Origin of the sequence: Viridibacillus sp. FSL R5-0888, assembly GCF_038009105.1 — a bacterium.
Taxonomy (GTDB): Bacteria; Bacillota; Bacilli; order Bacillales_A; family Planococcaceae; genus Viridibacillus; species Viridibacillus arenosi.
Map to the genome: position 1 here is coordinate 3667188 of NZ_JBBPAU010000001.1, position 22294 is coordinate 3689481.

At 34.4% G+C, this 22294-nt stretch carries 21 protein-coding genes; 2 read left to right on the top strand and 19 right to left on the bottom strand.

What is annotated here, in order from left to right; translation table 11 throughout:
• Positions 1 to 5 precede the first annotated feature (5 nt).
• On the bottom strand, positions 6 to 1988 hold the full coding sequence (gene uvrB / locus MKY02_RS18315) for an excinuclease ABC subunit UvrB (protein ID WP_038179679.1): 1983 nt from the start codon (positions 1986 to 1988) through the stop codon (positions 6 to 8).
• Positions 1989 to 2343: 355 nt separating this feature from the next.
• Positions 2344 to 2592, bottom strand: coding sequence for an IDEAL domain-containing protein (locus MKY02_RS18320; protein ID WP_412104673.1), 249 nt, complete (start codon positions 2590 to 2592; stop codon positions 2344 to 2346).
• A gap of 185 nt (positions 2593 to 2777) precedes the next feature.
• Here MKY02_RS18320 and MKY02_RS18325 point away from each other — a divergent pair, with 185 nt between their 5' ends.
• Positions 2778 to 3269 (top strand): competence protein ComK, encoded by a 492-nt coding sequence (locus MKY02_RS18325; RefSeq protein WP_051448560.1) that lies wholly within the window; start codon positions 2778 to 2780, stop codon positions 3267 to 3269.
• On the opposite strand, the gene MKY02_RS18330 is transcribed toward MKY02_RS18325, so the two are convergent.
• The 10 genes from MKY02_RS18330 to MKY02_RS18375 form a co-directional block, all read right to left on the bottom strand.
• Positions 3247 to 3624 carry a hypothetical protein gene (locus tag MKY02_RS18330; RefSeq protein ID WP_038179688.1) on the bottom strand — a complete coding sequence of 126 codons (378 nt, stop codon included), beginning with the start codon at positions 3622 to 3624 and terminating at the stop codon, positions 3247 to 3249. The two genes, MKY02_RS18325 and MKY02_RS18330, sit on opposite strands and share 23 nt — an antisense overlap.
• A gap of 144 nt (positions 3625 to 3768) precedes the next feature.
• Positions 3769 to 4870 (bottom strand): peptide chain release factor 2 gene (gene prfB, locus MKY02_RS18335; RefSeq protein WP_143691067.1). Its coding sequence is split into 2 segments (ribosomal slippage): positions 3769 to 4794 and positions 4796 to 4870, totalling 1101 coding nucleotides; the frame shifts between segments, so codons are not numbered across the junction.
• A 151-nt stretch (positions 4871 to 5021) separates the two neighbouring features.
• Positions 5022 to 7532: a preprotein translocase subunit SecA gene (gene secA, locus MKY02_RS18340; protein ID WP_076065637.1), complete on the bottom strand. Its 2511-nt coding sequence runs from the start codon at positions 7530 to 7532 to the stop codon at positions 5022 to 5024.
• A 78-nt stretch (positions 7533 to 7610) separates the two neighbouring features.
• Positions 7611 to 10001: a bifunctional diguanylate cyclase/phosphodiesterase gene (locus tag MKY02_RS18345; protein ID WP_340711598.1), complete on the bottom strand. Its 2391-nt coding sequence runs from the start codon at positions 9999 to 10001 to the stop codon at positions 7611 to 7613.
• A 188-nt stretch (positions 10002 to 10189) separates the two neighbouring features.
• Positions 10190 to 10750 carry a ribosome hibernation-promoting factor, HPF/YfiA family gene (gene hpf / locus MKY02_RS18350; RefSeq protein ID WP_038179694.1) on the bottom strand — a complete coding sequence of 187 codons (561 nt, stop codon included), beginning with the start codon at positions 10748 to 10750 and terminating at the stop codon, positions 10190 to 10192.
• Between the two features lie 127 nt (positions 10751 to 10877).
• Positions 10878 to 11270, bottom strand: a complete 393-nt coding sequence (locus MKY02_RS18355) for a PilZ domain-containing protein (protein ID WP_038179696.1) — start codon at positions 11268 to 11270, stop codon at positions 10878 to 10880.
• Between the two features lie 114 nt (positions 11271 to 11384).
• The gene (locus MKY02_RS18360) at positions 11385 to 11744 is read right to left on the bottom strand and encodes a flagellar protein FliT (protein WP_038179698.1); all 360 of its coding nucleotides are present in this window, start codon (positions 11742 to 11744) and stop codon (positions 11385 to 11387) included.
• Positions 11744 to 12142 carry a flagellar export chaperone FliS gene (fliS, locus tag MKY02_RS18365; protein ID WP_445329615.1) on the bottom strand — a complete coding sequence of 133 codons (399 nt, stop codon included), beginning with the start codon at positions 12140 to 12142 and terminating at the stop codon, positions 11744 to 11746. The genes MKY02_RS18360 and fliS overlap by 1 nt, the downstream gene beginning before the upstream one ends.
• A 42-nt stretch (positions 12143 to 12184) precedes the next feature.
• On the bottom strand, positions 12185 to 14371 hold the full coding sequence (gene fliD, locus MKY02_RS18370) for a flagellar filament capping protein FliD (RefSeq protein WP_076065634.1): 2187 nt from the start codon (positions 14369 to 14371) through the stop codon (positions 12185 to 12187).
• Between the two features lie 25 nt (positions 14372 to 14396).
• Entirely contained in the window at positions 14397 to 14759 is a 363-nt protein-coding gene (locus MKY02_RS18375) for a flagellar protein FlaG (RefSeq protein WP_076065633.1), read from the bottom strand.
• A gap of 133 nt (positions 14760 to 14892) precedes the next feature.
• Here MKY02_RS18375 and MKY02_RS18380 point away from each other — a divergent pair, with 133 nt between their 5' ends.
• Entirely contained in the window at positions 14893 to 15711 is an 819-nt protein-coding gene (locus tag MKY02_RS18380; RefSeq protein WP_340711702.1) for a flagellin, read from the top strand.
• Positions 15712 to 15999: 288 nt separating this feature from the next.
• On the opposite strand, the gene MKY02_RS18385 is transcribed toward MKY02_RS18380, so the two are convergent.
• From MKY02_RS18385 to MKY02_RS18415, 7 genes are read right to left on the bottom strand one after another with little or no spacing between them, the layout of a single operon-like run.
• Positions 16000 to 16872: an SGNH/GDSL hydrolase family protein gene (locus MKY02_RS18385; RefSeq protein ID WP_076065631.1), complete on the bottom strand. Its 873-nt coding sequence runs from the start codon at positions 16870 to 16872 to the stop codon at positions 16000 to 16002.
• Complete coding sequence (locus MKY02_RS18390) at positions 16872 to 17819, bottom strand: Gfo/Idh/MocA family protein (RefSeq protein WP_076065630.1); 948 nt, start codon at positions 17817 to 17819, stop codon at positions 16872 to 16874. Before MKY02_RS18390 ends, MKY02_RS18385 begins: the two co-directional genes overlap by 1 nt.
• A complete protein-coding gene (locus MKY02_RS18395; protein WP_076065629.1) occupies positions 17819 to 18754 on the bottom strand; it encodes a Gfo/Idh/MocA family oxidoreductase in 936 nt (311 codons plus the stop codon). Before MKY02_RS18395 ends, MKY02_RS18390 begins: the two co-directional genes overlap by 1 nt.
• Positions 18755 to 18781: 27 nt before the next feature.
• Complete coding sequence (locus MKY02_RS18400; protein ID WP_076065628.1) at positions 18782 to 19606, bottom strand: SDR family oxidoreductase; 825 nt, start codon at positions 19604 to 19606, stop codon at positions 18782 to 18784.
• Positions 19603 to 20310: an acylneuraminate cytidylyltransferase family protein gene (locus MKY02_RS18405; protein WP_076065627.1), complete on the bottom strand. Its 708-nt coding sequence runs from the start codon at positions 20308 to 20310 to the stop codon at positions 19603 to 19605. Before MKY02_RS18405 ends, MKY02_RS18400 begins: the two co-directional genes overlap by 4 nt.
• Positions 20303 to 21226, bottom strand: coding sequence for a Gfo/Idh/MocA family protein (locus tag MKY02_RS18410; protein ID WP_083669663.1), 924 nt, complete (start codon positions 21224 to 21226; stop codon positions 20303 to 20305). The genes MKY02_RS18405 and MKY02_RS18410 overlap by 8 nt, the downstream gene beginning before the upstream one ends.
• Entirely contained in the window at positions 21227 to 22291 is a 1065-nt protein-coding gene (locus MKY02_RS18415; protein WP_076065626.1) for a nucleotidyltransferase family protein, read from the bottom strand. It lies immediately after the preceding gene.
• Between the last annotated feature and the right edge of the window lie 3 nt (positions 22292 to 22294).

Here is a 22294-nt window from a genome sequence, read left to right on the forward strand (position 1 = left end):
TTTTTTCATCCTTCCGCTTTCAGTTCCAGGATTGTATCACGAAGCTCTGCAGCACGTTCGAAGTCGAGCGCTTTTGCGGCATCCTTCATTTCTTTTTCTAATGAAAGTAAAAGTGTTTCTCTTTCTTGCTTTGTTAGCTTTTTACCCTTCATTACTTTTGTTACGTATGTTTCTTGTTCTTCGGCTGCCTGTGTTGCCCGAATTACATCGCGAATTTCTTTCTGAATGGTTCTTGGCGTAATGCCATGCTCCTCATTGTAGTCAGCTTGAATTGTACGACGGCGATTTGTTTCGTCGATTGCTTTTGTCATCGAATCCGTCATACGATCGGCATACATAATAACGTGACCGTTCGAATTACGTGCTGCACGTCCAATTGTTTGGATGAGCGAACGCTCTGAACGTAGGAAGCCTTCCTTATCTGCATCCAGTATGGCAACTAAAGATACTTCTGGGATATCAATACCTTCACGAAGTAAGTTAATTCCGATTAATACGTCGTATATTCCCATACGCAATTCACGAATGATTTCAATTCGCTCTAACGTTTTAACTTCTGAGTGTAAGTACTGTACTTTAATCCCTATTTCTTTTAAATAATCCGTTAAATCTTCTGACATTTTTTTCGTTAATGTTGTAATTAATACACGCTCATTTTTTTCAGTCCGTAAATTAATTTCATGGATTAAATCATCGATCTGACCTTCAATTGGTCGTACTTCGATCTCAGGATCAAGAAGACCAGTTGGACGAATAATTTGCTCTACCATATCAGGTGTATGTTCCAATTCATAAGGTCCTGGTGTAGCAGAAACAAAAATTGCGTTATGAACATGTTTCTCAAATTCTTCAAATTTTAACGGTCTATTATCAAGTGCTGATGGTAAGCGGAATCCATGATCAACTAAAACACCTTTGCGCGCTTGGTCACCGTTATACATTCCTCGGATTTGTGGTAATGTAACATGACTTTCATCCACTACTAGCAAAAAATCCTCTGGGAAGTAATCTAATAATGTGTATGGTGTTGCACCTGCTGGTCTTAGTGTTAAATGGCGAGAATAGTTTTCTACTCCTGAACAGAAGCCCATTTCGCTCATCATTTCTAAATCATAATTTGTTCTTTGTTCTAAGCGTTGAGCTTCGAGTAACTTATCTTCCTCTCGAAGTTTCTCAAGTTGTTCCTTCAATTCATCTTTAATATTCTCAATGGCTTTGACCATTTTTTCTTCTCGCGTAACAAAGTGGGATGCAGGGAAGATAGCGACATGCTCTCGTTCGCCAAGAATTTCTCCTGTTAACGCATCAACTTCACGAATACGCTCTACTTCATCACCGAAAAATTCTACACGCAAGCATCTCTCGTCCCTAGATATTGGAAAAATTTCAACAACATCACCGCGTACTCGAAATGTTCCGCGTGTGAAATTAATATCATTACGTTCATACTGAATATCTACAAGTTTACGTAACAATTGATTCCTTTCGATTTCCATCCCTGTTCGGATAGACAACACCATTTCTCGGTATTCTTCTGGTGAACCGAGACCGTAAATACAAGAAACAGATGCGATGACGATAACATCTTCTCTTTCAAATAATGAAGATGTTGCTGAATGTCGCAACTTATCAATTTCATCATTAATACTAGAGTCCTTCTCGATATATGTATCGGTTTGTGGTACATAAGCTTCTGGCTGATAGTAGTCATAATAGCTGACGAAATATTCTACTGCATTATTTGGAAAAAATTCTTTGAATTCACTATATAATTGACCCGCGAGTGTCTTATTATGAGCAATCACAAGGGTCGGCTTTTTGACTTCCTTTATAACATTGGAAATTGTAAATGTTTTACCTGTACCAGTTGCTCCTAGTAAGGTTTGGTGTTGTTTACCTTGACGGATACCTTCTACAAGCTCTGCTATTGCTGCTGGCTGATCGCCATTTGGCTTGTATGGTGAATGTAAATCAAATGCCTGAACCATAGCCACGTCCTCCTTGTTACTAATTACATATATTTTACCATAGCAAATTGGAAATATCGAGCAATAAGCGAACATATGTTTTTCGAAACTAGTTTCATTGTTTTGCCAATTATTGTACTACCGAGGCATTTATCATTATAGATTTACTCATTTCTTTTACTATCGATAATTCAATTTAAAAACAAGTTTATATGTGTCCACTCAATGCTGTTTACACTTACTTATTTCCAATGATATTAAATCAACAAAAAAATCGTTCCAATATAGGAACGATCTTCTTCTATGTTGAAATTCTCTATGTATAAGCTCGAAACTTATACTAGTATTTCTATTATCATTAATTATCTAACAATGCTTATCCGGCGCTTGTCTGCAATTTCTCTAATTCTTTTGCGTATTGATAAAAGGCGACTTCATTTCTTTCATCTAGGGCTGAGTCAATGCAAGCTAATAGATACTCTTCCGTTTGTGCACGATGTACATGGTTTAAAAACAAATCTAAATAGATCGTATCTAACAATTTTTCAGCATTATTCGTGTTGTCAGTTCGTCCAAGAGCTTTTAGAAAATCGGTATAGGAATAATATTTATCCAACGATCTCACCTCGAATGCCTTTTTTCTATTATAAGAAATTTCAGATAAATAAGCAATCTTAATTTATATTGAAGGTAATATATAGGATATTATAATTATATATTCCATTTTACCATTGCACTTTATACCAATTATAGTTAAAATGATAGTGAAATTATACTAATTTCACTATCATTCGGAGGGAGGAACAAATATTGGATGAAAAACTGACGAAATTATCGAATTTCACATTGTCTTTTAGTACATTTGCCCTTATGCCAGTTTTCGAGGGTAATCACATTTACACAAGAGTAGTTGAAAAGGAGAGGGAATTTCTTGTAGATGCAAGGCCATCTAGAGTAATACATAAATCTTGCTCTGACTATGGTACTTCTTTTAAGCTTGCTACGAACAAGTCAAAAGAATATCTTGGCGCACGCCATAAACTCCCTATTGTCGTTGCTTATGATTATGGTACACCTTGTATTTTCATGCCAACTTTATCGCCTAATTCGCATTATAATGTTTGGTTTGCTATGCATGCAATTGAGTTTTTTGAAGATGCTGGTCCATCAAAAAGTCTTGTGTCTTTTAAAAACGGACAAGATGTTGAAGTAGACGTATCAGTCATCACAATGAGAACTCAACTAGCAATGGCATACTTTTTACAACAACGTTTCGAGATTAAACGTCCTTCTCTTTTTTAAATTGGACTTGTGTTAAATAAAATGTTAACAGTTCTTCTACTCGGTTACGTAATCGAATATTAGAATACCGACGATATTCTTCAGTATTATTGTATATAAAGATGTATTCAGAAAATAACTCATCACGATTTCCTCGCATAATTTTAAGCCGGTTTTTTTGCAAATATTGATGAGCTGCATGTAATTCACTTTGCACCTGTTTCATCGCTTCATGCACTAAATCGATATATGGCCGCTTCAATTTGAATGTTCCTTGTTCAAATGCTTTACAGTCTCTTTCGAAAATGGATAGTACCATTGGTAAGTAAATAACTGTTTCAAGCACCGCAAGAGCTTCATTTGGGATACGCGACATGCTTCCACCTCCAAAATAGGAACATTTGTTCTTACTTTGTATTTTACTACGTTTATAAGAAATTGCAAGTAGGAAACATACCCTTTTTACATGCAAAAAAGCCATTCAACGAATTACTCCGTCGAATGGCTTTTCATAGTTAAATTAAAGTTTAGATCGTAAGTAAGCATTGATAAATTGATCAATGTCACCATCCATAACATTTTGCACGTTTCCTGTTTCAGCACTTGTACGGTGGTCTTTTACCATTGAATATGGGTGGAATACGTATGAACGAATTTGACTACCCCAGCCAATTTCTTTTTGCTCTCCACGAATTTCATCTAATTCCGCTTGTTGTTCCTCAATTTTCAATTGATACAACTTCGCTTTTAACATACCCATTGCTTTTTCACGGTTTTTAATTTGCGAACGTTCAGCCTGACATTGAACAACTGTACCTGTTGGTGTGTGGGTAATACGAACAGCAGAGTCAGTTGTATTAATATGCTGACCACCTGCACCAGTCGCACGGTACGTATCAATTTTCAAATCTTCTGTACGGATATCAATTTCAATTTCATCGTTAAATTCTGGCATCACGTCACATGATACGAATGAAGTATGACGGCGACCTGATGAATCGAAAGGTGAAATACGTACAAGACGGTGAACACCTTTTTCAGCTTTTAAATAGCCATATGCATTATGTCCTTTGATAGCTAATGTAACTGACTTAATGCCGGCCTCATCGCCAGGTAAATAATCCATTGTTTCTACTTTAAAGCCACGTTTTTCAGCCCAGCGCGTATACATACGCAATAACATTGAACCCCAATCTTGCGACTCGGTACCACCAGCGCCCGGGTGAAGTTCCAAGATTGCGTTGTTTTTATCATAAGGTTCACTTAACAATAACTGTAGTTCGAATTCTTTTAAACGTGCTACGAATTCTTTTAACTCAACCGTTAAATCATCTTGTAATTCTTCATCAGGTTCTTCACGTAATAATTCTAGTGTCATTTCTAAGTTTTCTTGTGTATCTTCTAATTCTTTATATTCATTCACAACTTCTTTTAAGCCTTTTGACTCATTAATAATATTTTGTGCCTGTTGTTGATTGTTCCAGAATTCTGGTTCAAGCATTAATTCGTCAAATTCTTGTATTCGTGCCTCTTTGTTTTCTAAGTCAAAGAGACCCCCTGAAGTCCGCTAATTTCTTAGCTGAATTGTCTAACTCGTTACGCACGTCTGCTAATTCAAACATTTTTTGTATTCCTCCAAATTTGGTTTGATTATTTCACAATAATCTTTGCCTAAATGATTACCCCTTAGGACGGCATAAAACATGAGAGGATAAAATCCCCCCATGTTTTGTTAGTTGCCACCTATTCATTTAATCATATAATAAGGCTTTATTATACTGCACCGTGGCAGTTTTTATATTTTTTACCGCTTCCACATGGACATAAATCATTACGACCAATGTTGGCATCTTTGCTGCGGACTGGTTTTTTCTTCACTTTTTCGCCGTCTTCTTTTGGGTTAACAGCTTGGCCTTTCGCCACTTCTTCACGTTCTAAATTACTGCGAATTTCAGCTTTCATCGCATATTTTGCAACATCTACGCGGATTGCTTCAACCATAGCATCGAACATTTCGAAACCTTCTTGTTGGTATTCGCGAAGTGGATCAGTTTGACCGTATGCACGTAAGTGGATACCTTGTCGTAATTGATCCATAGCATCGATGTGATCGATCCATTTAGAGTCAATTGCTCGAAGTAAAATTACTTTCTCAAACTCACGCATACGCTCTGGTGAAAGCTCTGCCTCTTTTTCATCATAGTGTGCTTTAATTTCTTTACGAATTTCATCTAGGATATCATCAACTGATTTACCTTGTAAATCTTCAACAGTAATAACCCCTTCAGGTAATAAATTCGCAGAAACGAAGTCTTCGATTGCTTTTAAGTTCCAATCAGATTCCGAGTCTGAAGAAGTATATGCACTTACTGTGTTCACTAACACTTCATCAATCATCGTTTCAACTAAATCACGCATATTGTCCGTTTCAAGTACTTCGTAACGTTCTTTGTAGATAATTTCACGTTGTTGACGCATAACATCATCATATTGTAATAGACGCTTACGAGAGTCGAAGTTGTTACCTTCAACACGTTTTTGCGCTGATTCTACTGCACGAGATACCATACTAGATTGAATTGGTTGAGAATCATCCATGCCTAGTTTAGTCATCATATTCTTCATATTTTCAGAACCGAAACGACGCATTAATTCATCTTCAAGAGAAAGATAGAACTGAGTCACACCAGGGTCACCTTGACGACCAGCACGACCACGTAACTGATTATCGATACGACGAGATTCATGACGTTCAGTACCAATTACAGCTAAACCACCAATATCTAATACGCCATCAGCTAATTTAATATCTGTACCACGACCAGCCATGTTTGTTGCAATTGTAACTGAACCTTTTGAACCTGCTTCTGCAATAATTTCAGCTTCACGTTCATGGTTTTTCGCATTTAATACTTCATGTGGAATGCCACGTTTTGTTAACAAGTTCGATATCAATTCAGATGTTTCAATAGCAACAGTACCTACTAGAACTGGTTGCTGATTTTTATGGCGTTCAGCAATATCATCTGCAACAGCTTCAAACTTGCCTTTCATAGAAGCGTATATTAAATCAGGACGGTCATCACGAGCAATCGGTTTATTTGTTGGAATTGTCACAACTTGCATATTGTAAATGTTGCGGAATTCCTCTTCCTCTGTTTTCGCTGTACCTGTCATACCAGATAATTTTTCATACATACGGAAGTAGTTTTGGAACGTAATCGTTGCCATTGTCATGGATTCATTTTGAATCTCAAGACCTTCCTTCGCCTCGATCGCTTGGTGAAGACCATCGCTATAACGACGACCATCCATTAAACGACCAGTGAAAGAGTCAACGATAACAATTTCCCCATCTTGAACGACATAGTCAACATCAAGATGCATTGAAGCGTGTGCTTTTAGCGATTGGTTAATAGCATGGTTTAAACCGACATGTGTTAAATCAAAAAGGTTGTCGATATTGAATGCACTTTCAGCTTTTTCAATACCTTTCTCGGTTAATGTAACACCTTTTGTTTGTTCTTCATACGTATAATCTTCTTCTATTTTTAAAGTACGTACAAATGCATTTGATTGTTTATACAGTTGAGCTGATTTTCCAGCTTGTCCAGAAATGATCAAAGGCGTACGCGCTTCATCAATTAAGATAGAGTCAATTTCATCAATTACAGCATAGTAAAGTGGACGTTGCACGCGCTCTTCTTTATAAAGAACCATGTTGTCACGTAAGTAATCGAATCCTAACTCATTGTTTGTACTGTAAGTAATATCACAATTATATGCTTCGCGCTTTTCATCTTTAGATAAACTATTTAAGTTCAGACCTACAGTTAAGCCAAGGAATTCATATAGTCTACCCATTTCAGCAGCATCACGACTTGCAAGGTATTCGTTGACCGTAATTACATGAACACCTTTACCAGTGATCGCATTTAAATACACAGGTAAAGTAGAAGTTAACGTTTTACCTTCACCCGTTTTCATCTCGGCGATATTACCTTCATGAAGGGTTGCGCCCCCCATAAGCTGTACGCGGAATGGGAACATACCTAAAACACGGCGAGCTCCTTCACGAACAACGGCAAATGCCTCAGGACGAAGCGAATCTAAATCTTCACCATTTGCATAGCGTTCTTTAAATTCTTCTGTTTTCGCCTTCAATTCTTCATCAGATAATTTCTCTATTTGTCCAGCAAACGCTTCAACAGCATCTGCAACTTTTGATAAGTGTTTAATTTCACGTTTATTAAAATCGAAAACTTTATTTAATATGCCAAGCATTTATCTTCACATCCCATATAGTCTCAAAGTTCATTTTAACACTGATTTGATACTTAGTGCAAATGAACCCTAGTTATTTTACAATTGAATTTCTCCATATTTTTCATCTACAAATGTGAAAAGTCCTTCTTGCGTTATAGGTCTACTATAAAAATACCCTTGTACCTTGTCTACTTGCAGCATATTTAACATCTGCATTTGCTTCTCTGTTTCGACACCTTCCGCTACAACTTTCAGTCCTAAACTATGTGCCATTTCAATAATATAATGCACCATTGTTGCCTTTTTAGGATCCTCATCCATTTCTTGAATAAACGATCGATCTAGCTTTACTCGATCAATTGGCAAACGACGCAAATAATTTAGTGAAGAGTAGCCTGTCCCAAAATCATCTAAAGCAAGAGCAATTCCTAATTTTTTTAACGCTGAAAGTTTTTCAATTGTTTCCTCTAAACGATCGATGACAACAGATTCTGTAATTTCTAGTTCAATTAAAGAAGGATCAATATTGTATTTTTCAATCGCCATTTTTACTTGCTCTACAAAATTCCGTTCCCTTAGTTGTACCGAACTAACATTTAAACCGATTCGATGTAATCTAGGATAATGTTGTTTTAACGTTTTTGCCATCTTAATACCTTCATCAATGACCCAAGCACCAATCGAACGTATATGGCCAGAACTCTCTGCTAAAGGGATAAATTCATCAGGTGACACCATTCCCCATTCTGGATGATTCCAGCGAATTAAGGCCTCTGCACTCGCCATATACCCTAAGGAAACATTTAATTGCGGTTGATAAAATAACTCAAATTCATTATTTTCAAGCGCTGTCCGTAATCCAGCCTCTAGACGCATTTTCTTTTCAAAACTTTCTTGCATCTCACCTTTGAAAAATTCAACCTGGTTCCGCCCTTGTTTCTTCGCTTCATAAAGAGCAGTATCAGCCTTCACTAATAATCCTGCCCTTGTTATACTATCTGTCGGATATATTGCAACTCCTATAGAAGCAGTTGCATATACATCATGACCGTTCAAATTGAATGGTTCATTGAATAGCAATAGTATTTCGTTTAGATTTTGTCGACTAACTTCGCAATTCGCTTTAAGTAATAAAATAAATTCATCTCCACCGAAGCGACCTAGATAACTACTGTTACTTAGCCTCGTTTGCACTCGTTGCCCAACTTGAATTAATAACTCATCACCATAAGCATGGCCATGTGTATCATTTACATCTTTGAAATTATCAACATCTATAAAAGCGACAGTCATTTCTTCATTTTGCAAGCGACAATGACGAATTCCGACATCTATTCGACGCTCGATGGAAGAGCGATTTGGTAGTTTAGTTAGCATATCAAAGCTTGCTTGAAAATTCAAAATTTCCATCTGCTTATGTATTTGTTTCCCCATATGTTCAGCTGCATCTGCTATTCTTCCTACTTCATCACGACGTTGAATTTTGAGTTTTTTTGTATAATCTCCCTTTTCAATTTGCTTTAATTGGTCAACTACGGAATTAAAATCTTTCATTGAATAAGTCATCACGGCCTTAATGACAAAAAGTAAAATAAGAATAGCGACCAACCAAAAAAAAATAATTCTCTTTTGGAAATCTTTTAAAGGTGCTAAAACTTTCTCTTCGGGAACATAAACCCCCATCTTCCAATCACTATTACTCACTTTACGTAATTCGACATAATAATCACCTTTATCAATAGAAACTGGTGAGCTTATGTTCAATGGAATATGCTCTTTTTTAAATAATGGCCACATTTGATTTTCATCGAATAATACATGTCCATCTGAAGAGAAGAGAACAATATTTTGACCCGTAATCCCACCTGATTTAGCGGTAGGTAAAAGATTATTTAAAGCCATATCAATGCCTATATAGCCTAACCTCTTATCATTTGTGGAAAATGGATAAATGACGCTGATTGTACTCGTTTTCGTATGTTCATCTTGATAGGGTTTTGTATAAAAAACTCCTTCTTTTTTTGTATCTAGTGTAAACCAAGGACGTTTTTTTATACCAATCATATCCTCTGCCAACAATCCTGAATTCCCTATCATAAATTCTCCATAAGCATCAGTAATCCATATATGATCAATATAACTACTCTTACTTTTAGCATCATCTAATAATTTCTGTACAGAATTATTTAAGTTATGAAATTGCACATTGTCATGTGTATGTGCTTTTTGTATGTACGTTTCTACTTCTTTTTTTTCACCAATACGCTCGGCAATCAATCTTTTCTGAAATAACTCATTTGAAAATTGCTTCTCGATACTTTGAATTTCAAGTGAAAGTTCTTTTTCCAATTGTTGTAATTGTATTTTCTTTGTATTCGAATATGTGTAAGTTGCAGTAAGTATAAAAAAAGAAAGTACAACGATTAACATAGGAACCAAAACTTTCCAAGTAAAACTTATTTCATTTAACCAAAACTTTTTAACCACTAACACACCTCACCTAATAATACATTAGAACTAATCTATACCTATTTTATTACATGGAAAAAATATTGCAATACAAATATTAAATTGGAATATTAAGTAATTTTTAATGAATACAGTTTTACGAAATTCGCTTTTTTTGCATAAAAAAACACCCCTCATTTAAAATGAGGGATGTAAATATTTACTGGTTAGTTAGTTTCAATTAAGCCGTATTTGCCATCGCTACGTTTATAGACTATGTTCGTACCATCTGTTTCTGCATCTGTAAAGATGAAGAAATCATGACCAAGTAGGTTCATTTGAAGAACAGCTTCCTCATGATCCATTGGTTTTAATGAGAATTGTTTAGTACGTACAATTGTTAATTCGTCCTCTTCTTCAGCTACAGCCGCTGCAGTCGGTGATTGTTGAACAGTAGCAAAGTAATAGCCTACACCTTCACGCTCACGGAATTTTCGGTTCACTTTTGTTTTGTGCTTACGAATTTGTCGCTCAAGTTTGTTTATAATTAAATCAATCCCTGCATACAAATCTGCATTGCGCTCTTCAGCACGTAATGTTAGGTTTTTCATAGGAATAGTTACTTCAACTTTAGTTTGCTTATCATTGTAAAGCTTCAAGTTAACGTTAGCTGTTGCTTCGAAATCTTCGTTGAAATAACGCTCCATTTTCTGAATCTTGTTTTCAACGTATTCTCGAATTGCTGGAGTCACCTCAATGTTTTCACCACGAATGTTAAATGTTAGCATGTAAACTCCTCCTTTATTTCAACCATGTCTTACTAATTCTACATTTCCCTAAAAACTCCTTCTTAAACCGTAAAAAAATTTTAAAAAATTTAGGAATTCTGAAGAATTTTGTCGAAATATTGAACACTCAATTATCAGAAGACGTTTTATTATTAATTACTTCAGTGCGTCGTCTCGCTTTGAGTTCTGAAATAATCATCTCTTCAACCGCTTCATCTTCTTCTAAATCAATGCCATATACATACGAGCCATTACCTGATTTTTTCCATTTCACTTCACCTATTGTACGTATAGGCTTCGAAAAAAGAACAAACATTAACTCCATTCGAATTAAATAATTCTCCGCAGGCAAATTTAAAGGTGTCGACAACCTCAAGCCACTCGGGCTCATATCTAAAATCAAACAGTCAACTTTACTCGATAATTTACCCTGTTCTTTGCCATCCATACACAAACGAAATTCCGCTTTCACAGGTTCTTGAAGAATATGGCGAAACGACTCCAAGCGATTATATTTCATCAGAACTCACCTTCTCTTTTTATGTAATTTCATTATAATCAAACTGTTTATATTGGTAAATAGATAGGTATAAGTGATTAGAAAACCCTCCTCAATGGGTGAGGAGGGTTGAAGTTAATTTTTCCGGTCATAATACATGCCATCCATCGTACGGACAGATGCATATGGATTTGTGTACTTTTGCTCCGATGCTTTAGTTGTTTGGAGTTGTTGCATATCAGCTTTAATTAAATTTTTCACTTTTAATAGACGTTCTTTAATGCCTTTATCTAATTCAATAAGGTTCTTTAATAGAGGATGATTATTCAATGCATTAGGATCACTTGCCTGTATATCATCAATGATGGCTCCACGAGCATCCAATAGGGTATCTATATTCTCGATAAAAGCATCCCGGTCTTTATCAGCTGGTAAATTAGTTAAGTGTGAATAAAGCTGTTCAGAGGCAATTAGCAATTGTTGGACTTTCCCCATCAAATCTGATTCCCTGTGAATTGTTGTTGACGATTTAAGCGTATAACTTCTTTCCATGTATCACGGAATTCTACAACATAGCCCTCTACTTCATCAATGATTGCTACATCATTTTGTATATTCGCCTCAACTAAACGACGATTCATATATTCATATAAATTCAGCATTTGTTTAGAAATTTCAATATCCATGTTCAACGTTGACATTAATTCAGAGATAATTGCTTGCGCTTTTAATAGATTCGTATTCTTCGCTTCTACATCTTTAACCTCAATAGCAAGTTTACCTTTATGTAAAAACTTAATACATCCATTATAAAGCATTAATGTAAGCTCACCAGGGGATGCCGTCGTCACACTATTTTGTTTATAGGCTTGATGCGCTGATTGTGCTACCAAGATCATACAACTCCTTTAAAATATTTACTACTATTATACCAGTTATTGTCCGCCAAATTGCGCAAAAATTGACGATTGTGAGTTGGCTTTGTTGATTGCTGTCTCCATTGCAGAGAATTGCTTCCAATAGCGTGTTTCTACGTCTTTTAGGCGTGCTGTTAGAGCAGTGATACGGTCTTCAAAACTGATTAAGCTTTTACCAATTGTGTATTGGCTGTCAGTCATTGTAGCACGTCCCGCTTTTTTCTCAATGTTTTTCGTGAAATCATCCATTGAGTCACGTAATCGTTTTACAATACCCCGTGTATCTCCGTCAGCATCTGTTTTACTACCAGTTTGTGTTAATGTTTTAACAACGCGATCTGGGTCTTCCTCTAATGCCTTACGTAATTTTGTTTCGTTAATTACTAGCTTTCCTCCGTCACTTGTTGTACTTGAAGTCGTAATCCCCATTTCAAACATTGTGTCGATAACTTTATCGCCAAGACCATTAACTTGGCTATAAATAGCATTACGCATGTCACCTAAACCACTACGTAAAATTGAATCGCCTCGTAAAAGACCACTCATAGCCTTTTCATCCCAAAGTTTTTGTTCACTTTCGGTCATGTCTTTCCTTTGTTCAGTAGTTAATGGTGCATAAGCACGGTATTTTGTTTCTTTTAATTGATCATTTATTCCTGAGATTAACTCGTTGTATTTAGAGACGAATTCCTTTATTTTGTCTACCATTGAATCTATGTCTTTATCTGCTGAAACAGAAATTGCAGATTCACTACCATAAAGTACGTTTCCAGCCCCATCAACTGTAGCATTATAAGTTTCGTTTAAGGTCACTGAATAACCAGAAATTGTAACTGTATTTGATTTACTTGTCATCACTAAACCATTTACCATATATTCAGAATCAGTTCCGTCTGCAATTGTTTTACCATCGTTACCTGTACTAAAGCCTAACTTTTTTAGTACCCCATCTTCAACATCTTTTTCAGTCGGAATTTCTTCATCAGTTTTTTCAGATTTTATACGGATTGCTGCTCCATCTATTCCCTTCCCAGTAGAGTTAGCTGTGATGGACATTTTACCGTCCTCTGTTACAAGAGCTGTTAATCCAGCACCATTTAACTTTTTCATAAATGATTCAATTGTATCTGATTCGTTATACGAAACAGTTGAAGTAATCATCTTACCATTATTACCAACTACTTCTAATTCCAATTTACCATTAGTTAACCCTAACTCTCCTAGAAGAGATTTATTCGTTAAAGTTCCTTTACTACCTCCAGTAGCATACTTTAACTCTGTTGAAGCAACTTTGTTCCCTACATCAAAACCAAGTTTTTCTAATGCTTCCTTAGTATTATCATCTGTAACACTAATCTCACTTTTGCCAAAAGAAAACTTTCCATCCTTCAGAGATAGTTTAAAATCACTGCCCAATTTATTCATTAAATCTTGAACTGTAGTAATTGTATTGGGGTCTGAATTATCAGGACCTACAGTTAATGTCTTTGTAGTATCTCCTACTTTAAAAGTTAAAGTTCCATTAATCCCTAAAGAAGCAAGGTCTGTAGTATTAGCTATATCTACTTTTTTTGAACCACCCACATCAAAAGTATCGCTAAATGATACGCCTAAATTCTTTAATTGATTTTTTGTATTTGCATCATCCACTACTACGTTTGAATTTCCAAACGTTAATTTACCGCCTGATACCTTTAAAACCCCAGATCCTAATGTAGTTTGCAAATCTGAAAGTGTTGTGTCTTCATTTAATACTAATGTTTTTTCTTCACCATTAACCTTAATTTTCAATTCTCCAGAAGTTGCCACACCAAAATCCGACAATTTATCATCACTACTAAGCGCATTTTTAGATAGATTAGGAGCAGTTGTAACTTTCGAAGTTGCTGCAGTTGCCAATTTCCCTATCCCTTGAATATTTAAAGTACCACTAGCACTTGAACCTGCGGATACAGAAATAGCTTTACTATTTGACACATTAACTTTGTTTTTCACAAAATTGCTTGATAATAAAAAATTATCAAATAAATAATCACTAAATGTTTTCATTTTTGTATTTATACCGCGATAAGCATCACGTTGCCATTCATATGTTGTTTTCTTTTGATTTAATTTGTCTAGTGGTACACGTTCTGCTGTCATTAACTTTTCTACTAATGCATCAATATCCATTCCTGACGCTAATCCACCTACACGATTTACCATTTATATTTCCTCCTAGTAATCTTTTTTAAATTGTTTCATCTACTACCATTCCTAAATATTTTTGCATTGTGTAATAGGCATCTAACAATTTTTTCGGTGGGATTTCACGTACCACCTCATCTGTTTTAGCGTCTACTACTTGGACAAAATAGCGATTTAGCCCATCATGTAACACAAATTTAGAACTTTTGTTGTGAAACTCCATAAATTCGTTAAGGGCATTTACTGCTCTTTCTATCGTTTCTTTAGTTGGTTGTTCTTCTTGTTGTGAATGCTGTTGTACTTTTATCATTTTGTCCATGTCTTTTCCTACTACAGCGGATGCCTTAGCCTGTGGTACAACAGTAGTAGTAGAATTCTCCATGGCTGTTTGTGACGATATTCGCATTTAACTCAATCCTCCTATGTGCACAAGGTTTCTTACTCTTATTATCGGAGACATCTAGAAATCTTTCAGCAAATCTAAAAATTTTACAAGTTTCTACCGATATTACATTTGGAATCAAATATTTCACATGGAGGTGAATAGATTGAGGATACAAGATAAGGCATGGACGACCTTTGCAAATAATCGTGTTCAAAAGAATCAATCTTCAGTCACAAAAACACTTGAAAAGTTGTCAGGTGGGGATAAAATTGTTAGGGCAGCATTAAATGCTTCTGGACTCAGTATCTCAGAAACGATGCGTTCACAGATTAAAGGCTTATCTCGTGCACAACATAATATGCAGGATGGACTATCTGTTTTGGAAGTAACTGATTCAGGTTTACAAGGTGTTGATACCGCTTTACATCGTAGCCGTGAATTAGCAATTCAAGCCGCAAATGATACACTTACAGAAGATGATAGAAATGCAGCTCAAAAAGAGCTTAATCAGCTAATGGAATCAATCAATGATACAGCTGATGACTTAGAATTCAACACACAACGTATTCTAGGAGAAATTCGCCCATTATTTATCCAGGTCGGTTCAAATTCCGGACAAAAATTAGCAATTGATACAGTTGATGTGAGTACAAAAGCTTTAGGACTTGAAAATGTAAACTTGGAAACCCGTGAAAATGCAGATGCTTTAATAGGAAAAATAGACAAAGCACTCGTACGAATCTCAAAAGACTTAGCTAATGTTGGCTCGGATTATAATTCCTTATCATCACATCATGAAAATGTTGGCCGTGCTGAGGAAAGCTTACAAAAATCCGAATCACTAATTCGCGATCCAGACATGGCGCTTGAAATGATGGATTTAGTGAAACAAAACATCGTTCAAAAAGGCGACGAATTGTTAATTCAAAATACTAATCGTAGTGTGCAAGCAGTATTAGGACTATTTAAGTAAACAAAGAAAAATCCTTTAGACAAAGTTTAATTTTTGCTAAAGGATTTTTCAAACGCTATATGAATTTTCTATTCACAAGTATCTAAGATCTCTGGAGTTTAATCTTACTCCAATGATTGTACTTGTATTAACTGTTTATAAGTATAAACGTATGTACCATTGTACATATCAGTTCTCAAGTTACCCTAATTCTTCTAATTTATTTTCTTGACTTATCTAACTAATTACGGAATTTGTTTATACATAAACCCTATCTTTTTCACACAAAATATTTATATTTCCACAAAATTAAGTAACCTGCAATAACAATTCATAAATATCTTTATCCTCAATAAAATTCATTTTTGCATATTCTATAACCTCTTTTTTTATTTCTTCAGATTTTAGCATATGAGCAAGAGAAATTAAATTATATACATTATCGCTGTATTTTGGATATGACCTAAAAGATTCATAGAATGTGTTTAAAGCTTCCTCTTGCTCACTGTTATTATACATTTCAACACCTTCATTATTTAAAATAAAAGCATTAATTAACTGTAGAATCAACTTAGAAACTAGTAAGTTTCCATTTTTATTTAAGTGGTGATCATCAGGAAGTAAATATTCATTTGTATTTTGGGTTTTAATATAATTTTCCATATCAATATAAAATACGGATTGATTATCGACTACTGATTTATAAACATTATTATATATAGCAATCTGTTGATTGATTCCAATATATCGATTCTCCATTTTAGTCGATGTCGGGCATATACCAACAATAATTAGTTTACATTTGGGCCGGTTCAATAACATTTTAAGTATATTAACAAAATAAAGTTTAAAATCCGTAATATTAACCATTTGATTACCGTTTAATTCTTCTCTAATCCAACAATCTACTATCCCAACTTGAAGAATAATTACATCCGGTTCAAAAAAATAAAGATGGTCAACAAATTCTTGATGTATATTTTTCATTGTGTAAAATCTTTTTGAGCGATTAATAACTTCAACATAAGGATTCATTTGAAATTTTTCTATTAAGGATTTCTGTAAAATAGAAGAGTAAGTTTCATCATAACTTACTGCTAATGTCTTTTCATCCGGTGAATAATTATTAATTCTATTCGGACGGGGTAATCCTAATGAATCGCCTAGAGTTACGATTCTCATCATTGCCCTCCATTAATTCTCTCGTAAATTTTCATTAATTCTAAACCTTCCTTTATATTCAACAAATACTTAGTTAAAGGGGTTATTTTTAAAAACGATTCAGTTTGTTTAAATAAACCAGGTTTGTATTGAGTATCTAATAAATCATCGATAGGTACTTCTATCACATCAATGCTTCCTAGAGTCTGTACATGTAACTTTTCAAAAGGTCGGAATATATATCTATTTTTTTGTGTTAGTAACTCCAATTTCCAACTTCCTGGAGCTGTCCAATTCGCATGATATGAAAACAAAATATTTTCTTCTGTCAAACCTGCTCCTGAATAAATACTTCCCTTCGGATGCCAGTCTAACTTAGATTGGATGAAGGTACTAATCTCTTTTGGCTTACCACCAAAAAAAAATGCAGTATCTAACACATGACTCGAATTCCCAATAAACCAATTATTTAATTGCTCTTTTGTTTTATTTAGTTTTCCAACCACATGACTCCATTCTGTAAATTCAAATAGAAAAGATTGAAGTCCACCTTCTTGTTCAATTATTTTTTTTGCATTTAGAACAGATGCATAAAATCTCCGATTATATGCAATATAAACATTTACATTTTTTTCATTAGCTTTTTGAGCTATTTCGTTCATTTTTTCATAAGAAAGTGCAGCAGGTTTTTCTACAAGTATATTTTTAATTCCATTATTTATTAAAAATAATGTATTATTCTCCAGACTCTCAACTGTTGTAGCTACAATTGCATAATCATAATGATTTGAAAGGGAAGAGAACACGCTTTCCAAACCACCTTCTAAAGCATTTTTACCTATATCTTCTCGAAATGAATTCACACTTTCTTGACTTCTACCAACAACCGTATAATCTAGTTTCATACCATTCAATACTTTTGCGTATTCTTTTGCCATATAACCTGCTCCAACTAATAAAATACTCATTATGTAATAATCCCTTCTCTTTTACCTAAAAATAAATTAATTGCATTTAATATTTGGAGGTGTGCATTCATAGACTCTTCAAATGAAACTAATGAACAACTTCCACTGTCTATTAATTGTTCATAAATAATATTTGTTAATTCACTTTGATAAAAGGTACAAAAATGTTTGATATCTTCACCAATTTGAATTTCCTGATTTGTTTCATCAATAATAATTTTCTCTTTATCCGTAATAATAGTAATCATTAGTTTTACATTTTCTTCAATCGTTGAATAAAGTAATAACTCTTGATCAAAAGGGGTAGTGAACTTTAATATACCCGTTAATTCAATATATCCTTTTCTTTTGTTTTCTAAGATATCTTGGTCTAATTGTGAAATATCAACATTTACAGTTAGCAGATCTGTTAAATATAAGAATAAATCTAAGAAATGAATAGAATTACTAGCTAAATTCCAGTTAGTTCCCGTTACTTTCATTTCAATAATTCTTCGACCTTTTAGTAGTGCTTTTACTTCTTTATAACTAGACCATGATCTCCTTGCACAGTTGACAAATACCGACACATTATTATTTTCAATCAGCTTTTTAGCAGCTTTATATTCTTCAACATAAGGGAATAAAAATTTTTCCAAAACCAAATATTTTACAGTTGATTGTTTCAGCAACTCTTTTAGTACATGCAGACGCTGTTTAGAGTTCGTAGCAAGAACAACAAAATCTATATTTAAGGGAAGTTCTTGTACATTAGTTAGTAAGTGCAATGTTTTATTATTATGATTAGGAATCTCTTGAAACCTTTTATTGCTAACCTTTAATGACTGTTCATGAGGATCAACGATATATATTTCTAGCGGTTCTTCTATTCTTGCTAGGCCTTGTAAATGTCGACTTCCTAATTGTCCAGCTCCAATAATCGCTACAGAATTCATTTTCATTCTCCTAATTTCATAAATTATTTACCAAGCACTTAATCCACCGTCAACAATAATATTCTGTCCTGTTACATAGCTAGATGCATCAGAAGCTAAATAAACCAATGCTCCAGTCATTTCCTGTGGTTGTGCCATTCTTCCTAATGGAATACGGTTACTGTAGTTTTGTTTGAATGTATCATTTTGACCACTTTCAACGCCACCTGGGGTAATAGAATTCACTCGAATACCATCTTGTGCCCAGTAAGTAGCCAAATATTTTGTCAAACCTACAACACCTGCTTTAGAAGCTGAGTAAATAGCAGGTGTATTAATTTTACAATCTAAATAATACGAACCTTCATAAATGCGATTATCCGGACCCATTACTCCGTAAATTGATGATGTTTGGATAATAGAACCACCTTTACCTTGTTCCTTCATTACTTTACCTACATATTTTGCCACAAGGAACATACTATCTAAGTTTGTACTCATAATTTCTTTCCATTGATTTAAGTCATAATCCTCGAATGGTGCGAAAAATGAAATTAAATCACTTGATTTACCAGCAGCGTTATTATGTAAAATATTAATTTCACCAAACTCTTCTACAACTGCTTGTACCATTTGTTTCACAGATATCTCAGATGTTAAATCGCAATAAAATGCTTTTGCAGTCGTGGTATAATCGGCTGTAATTTTCTCCGCAACTTTAGTTGCTACTTCAATATTAATATCAACAACAGCTACATGAGCACCTGCATCGGCTAAACTTTTACAGAAATGACTTCCTAAAATGCCTGCACCACCAGTAACAATAGCATTCTTCCCTTTTAGGCTAAAGCGTTCAAAATAGTTTATCTTCATAATAAACTTCCTCTTTTCTCAGCTAAAAATGAGACAAACTCAAAATCTAGTTCTGAATCTATATCAATTGAACGTTCTTCAGGCATCTCATATAAAACTGTATTTGGTGTAAATAATGATGTATTATCGAAAAATGGGTCTCTTTTCCAAATATAAATAGAAGCGTTCATATCAAAGCTTTTCGGAGCATCTTGTCTTCTTACTACTGCTGAAGACAATTCTTTTGATAGTTGAACAAAGCCTTTTGTATTTTCTTCTACTAAGTTAAAATAAGGACTCCTTCTAGAAGGCGCACCAGTTATTAAATTAGTAGCATGCTCGTGATTTTCAAGTAATTCAATACTATCCTTCAAATCTTCCACAGAACGTAACGGAGATGTTGCATCAATATCTGTCATGATATCAAAAACTAAGCCCGATTTTATTTCAGCTTCTGTTACACAATGCTGAATAACTGGTAGTTTTGCTGCTGTGTCTGTTGCTAACTCAACTGGTCGTTCAATTACAATATCTGCACCATAGTCCTTCGCAGCTTGTAAAATCTCTTGACTGTCACTACTTACTGCTATTACATCGAATAGTTCACTTGCTTTCGCTTGTAAAATACTATGAGCGATTAATGGTTTTCCTAGCAGTAATTTTAAGTTTTTATTTTTGACTCCTTTAGAGCCACCCCGAGCACAAATTGTACAAATTCTACGCATTTTTTATCCACACCTTTTCTTTCGAGCATTGTTCAGCTACCTCAATCATATGAACTATATCTAGTCCACCCTGTAAATCACATAGCATATCAACATGATTATTTAATAATGCGATATGTTGATTTAAATATGTTTCGTCTCGTTCCACATTAAATTGTATAATCTCACTATCAATTTGTATCGTTTGGCTGATTAAATCAGCTTTATATGTATGTTTATTTGTTTGTATGCTTAACTGTCTTTGAATAATCCGGTCTAAGTAATTCATTTCTACTGAAACATTAATCCCAGTCTGAGTTTGATACAAAACTGAGAAATAATCATCTGATTGAATGGACAAATTACTTATTTGCCCACCATTCGCTGTCATTTCAGCCCATTTACCAAATAAGAAATTTAAATAATCTAATTCATGGCTTAAGTCTCTAATAACGCCACCACCTTTTGAGACATCTGCAGAATATCCTTTTGTATAATCTGTAGTAGGTCTCCATGTAGGTAAATATTGACCCACATAAGCATTTACCGATATAACTTGCTCACTCTTCAATAGCTCATATAATTTTTGAATAATTGGATGAAATCTTAGATTATAGCCTACATACAATGAAGAAAATTGATAGTTGAAATACGATTTTTTCGAGAATAAAGGCTTTTCCACTAAAATCTTCTGATCATATCCAGTATTATGTATTCTAGTAAGTGTTTCTTCATGTAAATAAGTTTCATTTGCTACAACAATATACTCTGGTTTCTCTTTTTCAATAGCCTCTTCAATTGTTAAATATCTATTTTCAACATCAATATGGCGTTTTGAAACTACTACTGTAGTAATACCTAATCCATTTAACAGTCTAGTATGTCTTTTCCCGATAGATCCGTAGCCTATCACAACAGCTTTTTTTAGACTCATCATTTATTTACAATCCACCTTATTAAAATAGCTACTATACTCGTCATCAGCACGTTCAAAATCCGACATACGACCAATATCTAGCCAATACTCCCTCACCGGAAATGCCGATACATTAGTCTGTTCATCCATTAATTGTTTAAATAAATCTGGCATATCATAAAATTCATCTAGTGGGATATAATCAAATACTTCTGGATTAAGTACATATATCCCTGCATTCACAAAGCTACGATGCATTGGTTTTTCTTTAATCGAAACTAAATGCTGACCTTCCGTTTCAATGACGCCATATGGTATTTGATATTCATATTCACGAACACACATCGTTGCAGCCGCTTCTGTTTCTTCATGAAATTGCAATAGTTGTTCAAAATTTACCTGCGTTAGTAAATCACCATTCATAACAAAAATAGGGCTAGTAGGTTTTTCCTTCAACAAAGACAAAGCACCTGCAGTTCCCATTCTCTTATCTTCTTCTATATAAGAAATGGACACACCAAAAGCTGATCCATCCTGAAAGTAATCTTGAATAACCTCTTTTTTATAATTCACAGATACTATAAAGTTAGTGAAGCCATATTGCTTAAAGCCGTCGATAATCGTTTCTAAAATCGGCTTATTTCCTACATTTAGCATTGGCTTCGGAATATTCTCTGTTAATGGACGTAAACGTGTACCAAGGCCACCTGCCATTAAAACAACCGTATTTCCATTATTTTTGGTAGCTGGGTCCTCATCGGCAAAAATGATATCAATAATTCTATTATCCATATCTATAATTGGTAACTGCTTTAATTTATGTTTTTTTAATAGGTTTAAACAATCACTATATGTATTATTAATGCCTGCACTTATAGGGGAAGAATTCATGACCTTTATAATCGGTACATCTAATCCTTCTCCTCTTAAAATACCTCTACGAATATCTCCATCAGTTACTGTACCCAGTAAATTATTTACTTCATCTACAACTGCTGCAAATTGCATGGAGGAGTCATCGATGATTTTCATTGTTTCTAAAAGTGTGGTGTTTTTATTGACTAAGGTACTTCTCCAATTTTTCATCTA

Excerpts from the sequence above, each read along its gene's own strand:
- MKY02_RS18390 (WP_076065630.1), bottom strand. The coding sequence starts at position 17,819 with ATGAGTATTTTATTAGTTGGAGCAGGTTATATGGCAAAAGAATACGCA.
- MKY02_RS18415 (WP_076065626.1), bottom strand. The coding sequence starts at position 22,291 with ATGAAAAATTGGAGAAGTACCTTAGTCAATAAAAACACCACACTTTTA.
- MKY02_RS18355 (WP_038179696.1), bottom strand. The coding sequence starts at position 11,270 with ATGAAATATAATCGCTTGGAGTCGTTTCGCCATATTCTTCAAGAACCT.
- MKY02_RS18410 (WP_083669663.1), bottom strand. The coding sequence starts at position 21,226 with ATGATGAGTCTAAAAAAAGCTGTTGTGATAGGCTACGGATCTATCGGG.
- MKY02_RS18375 (WP_076065633.1), bottom strand. The coding sequence starts at position 14,759 with ATGCGAATATCGTCACAAACAGCCATGGAGAATTCTACTACTACTGTT.
- MKY02_RS18405 (WP_076065627.1), bottom strand. The coding sequence starts at position 20,310 with ATGCGTAGAATTTGTACAATTTGTGCTCGGGGTGGCTCTAAAGGAGTC.
- MKY02_RS18395 (WP_076065629.1), bottom strand. The coding sequence starts at position 18,754 with ATGAATTCTGTAGCGATTATTGGAGCTGGACAATTAGGAAGTCGACAT.
- uvrB (WP_038179679.1), bottom strand. The coding sequence starts at position 1,988 with ATGGTTCAGGCATTTGATTTACATTCACCATACAAGCCAAATGGCGAT.
- secA (WP_076065637.1), bottom strand. The coding sequence starts at position 7,532 with ATGCTTGGCATATTAAATAAAGTTTTCGATTTTAATAAACGTGAAATT.
- fliD (WP_076065634.1), bottom strand. The coding sequence starts at position 14,371 with ATGGTAAATCGTGTAGGTGGATTAGCGTCAGGAATGGATATTGATGCA.
- MKY02_RS18360 (WP_038179698.1), bottom strand. The coding sequence starts at position 11,744 with ATGGGGAAAGTCCAACAATTGCTAATTGCCTCTGAACAGCTTTATTCA.
- MKY02_RS18330 (WP_038179688.1), bottom strand. The coding sequence starts at position 3,624 with ATGTCGCGTATCCCAAATGAAGCTCTTGCGGTGCTTGAAACAGTTATT.
- MKY02_RS18385 (WP_076065631.1), bottom strand. The coding sequence starts at position 16,872 with ATGAGAATCGTAACTCTAGGCGATTCATTAGGATTACCCCGTCCGAAT.
- MKY02_RS18400 (WP_076065628.1), bottom strand. The coding sequence starts at position 19,606 with ATGAAGATAAACTATTTTGAACGCTTTAGCCTAAAAGGGAAGAATGCT.
- hpf (WP_038179694.1), bottom strand. The coding sequence starts at position 10,750 with ATGCTAACATTTAACATTCGTGGTGAAAACATTGAGGTGACTCCAGCA.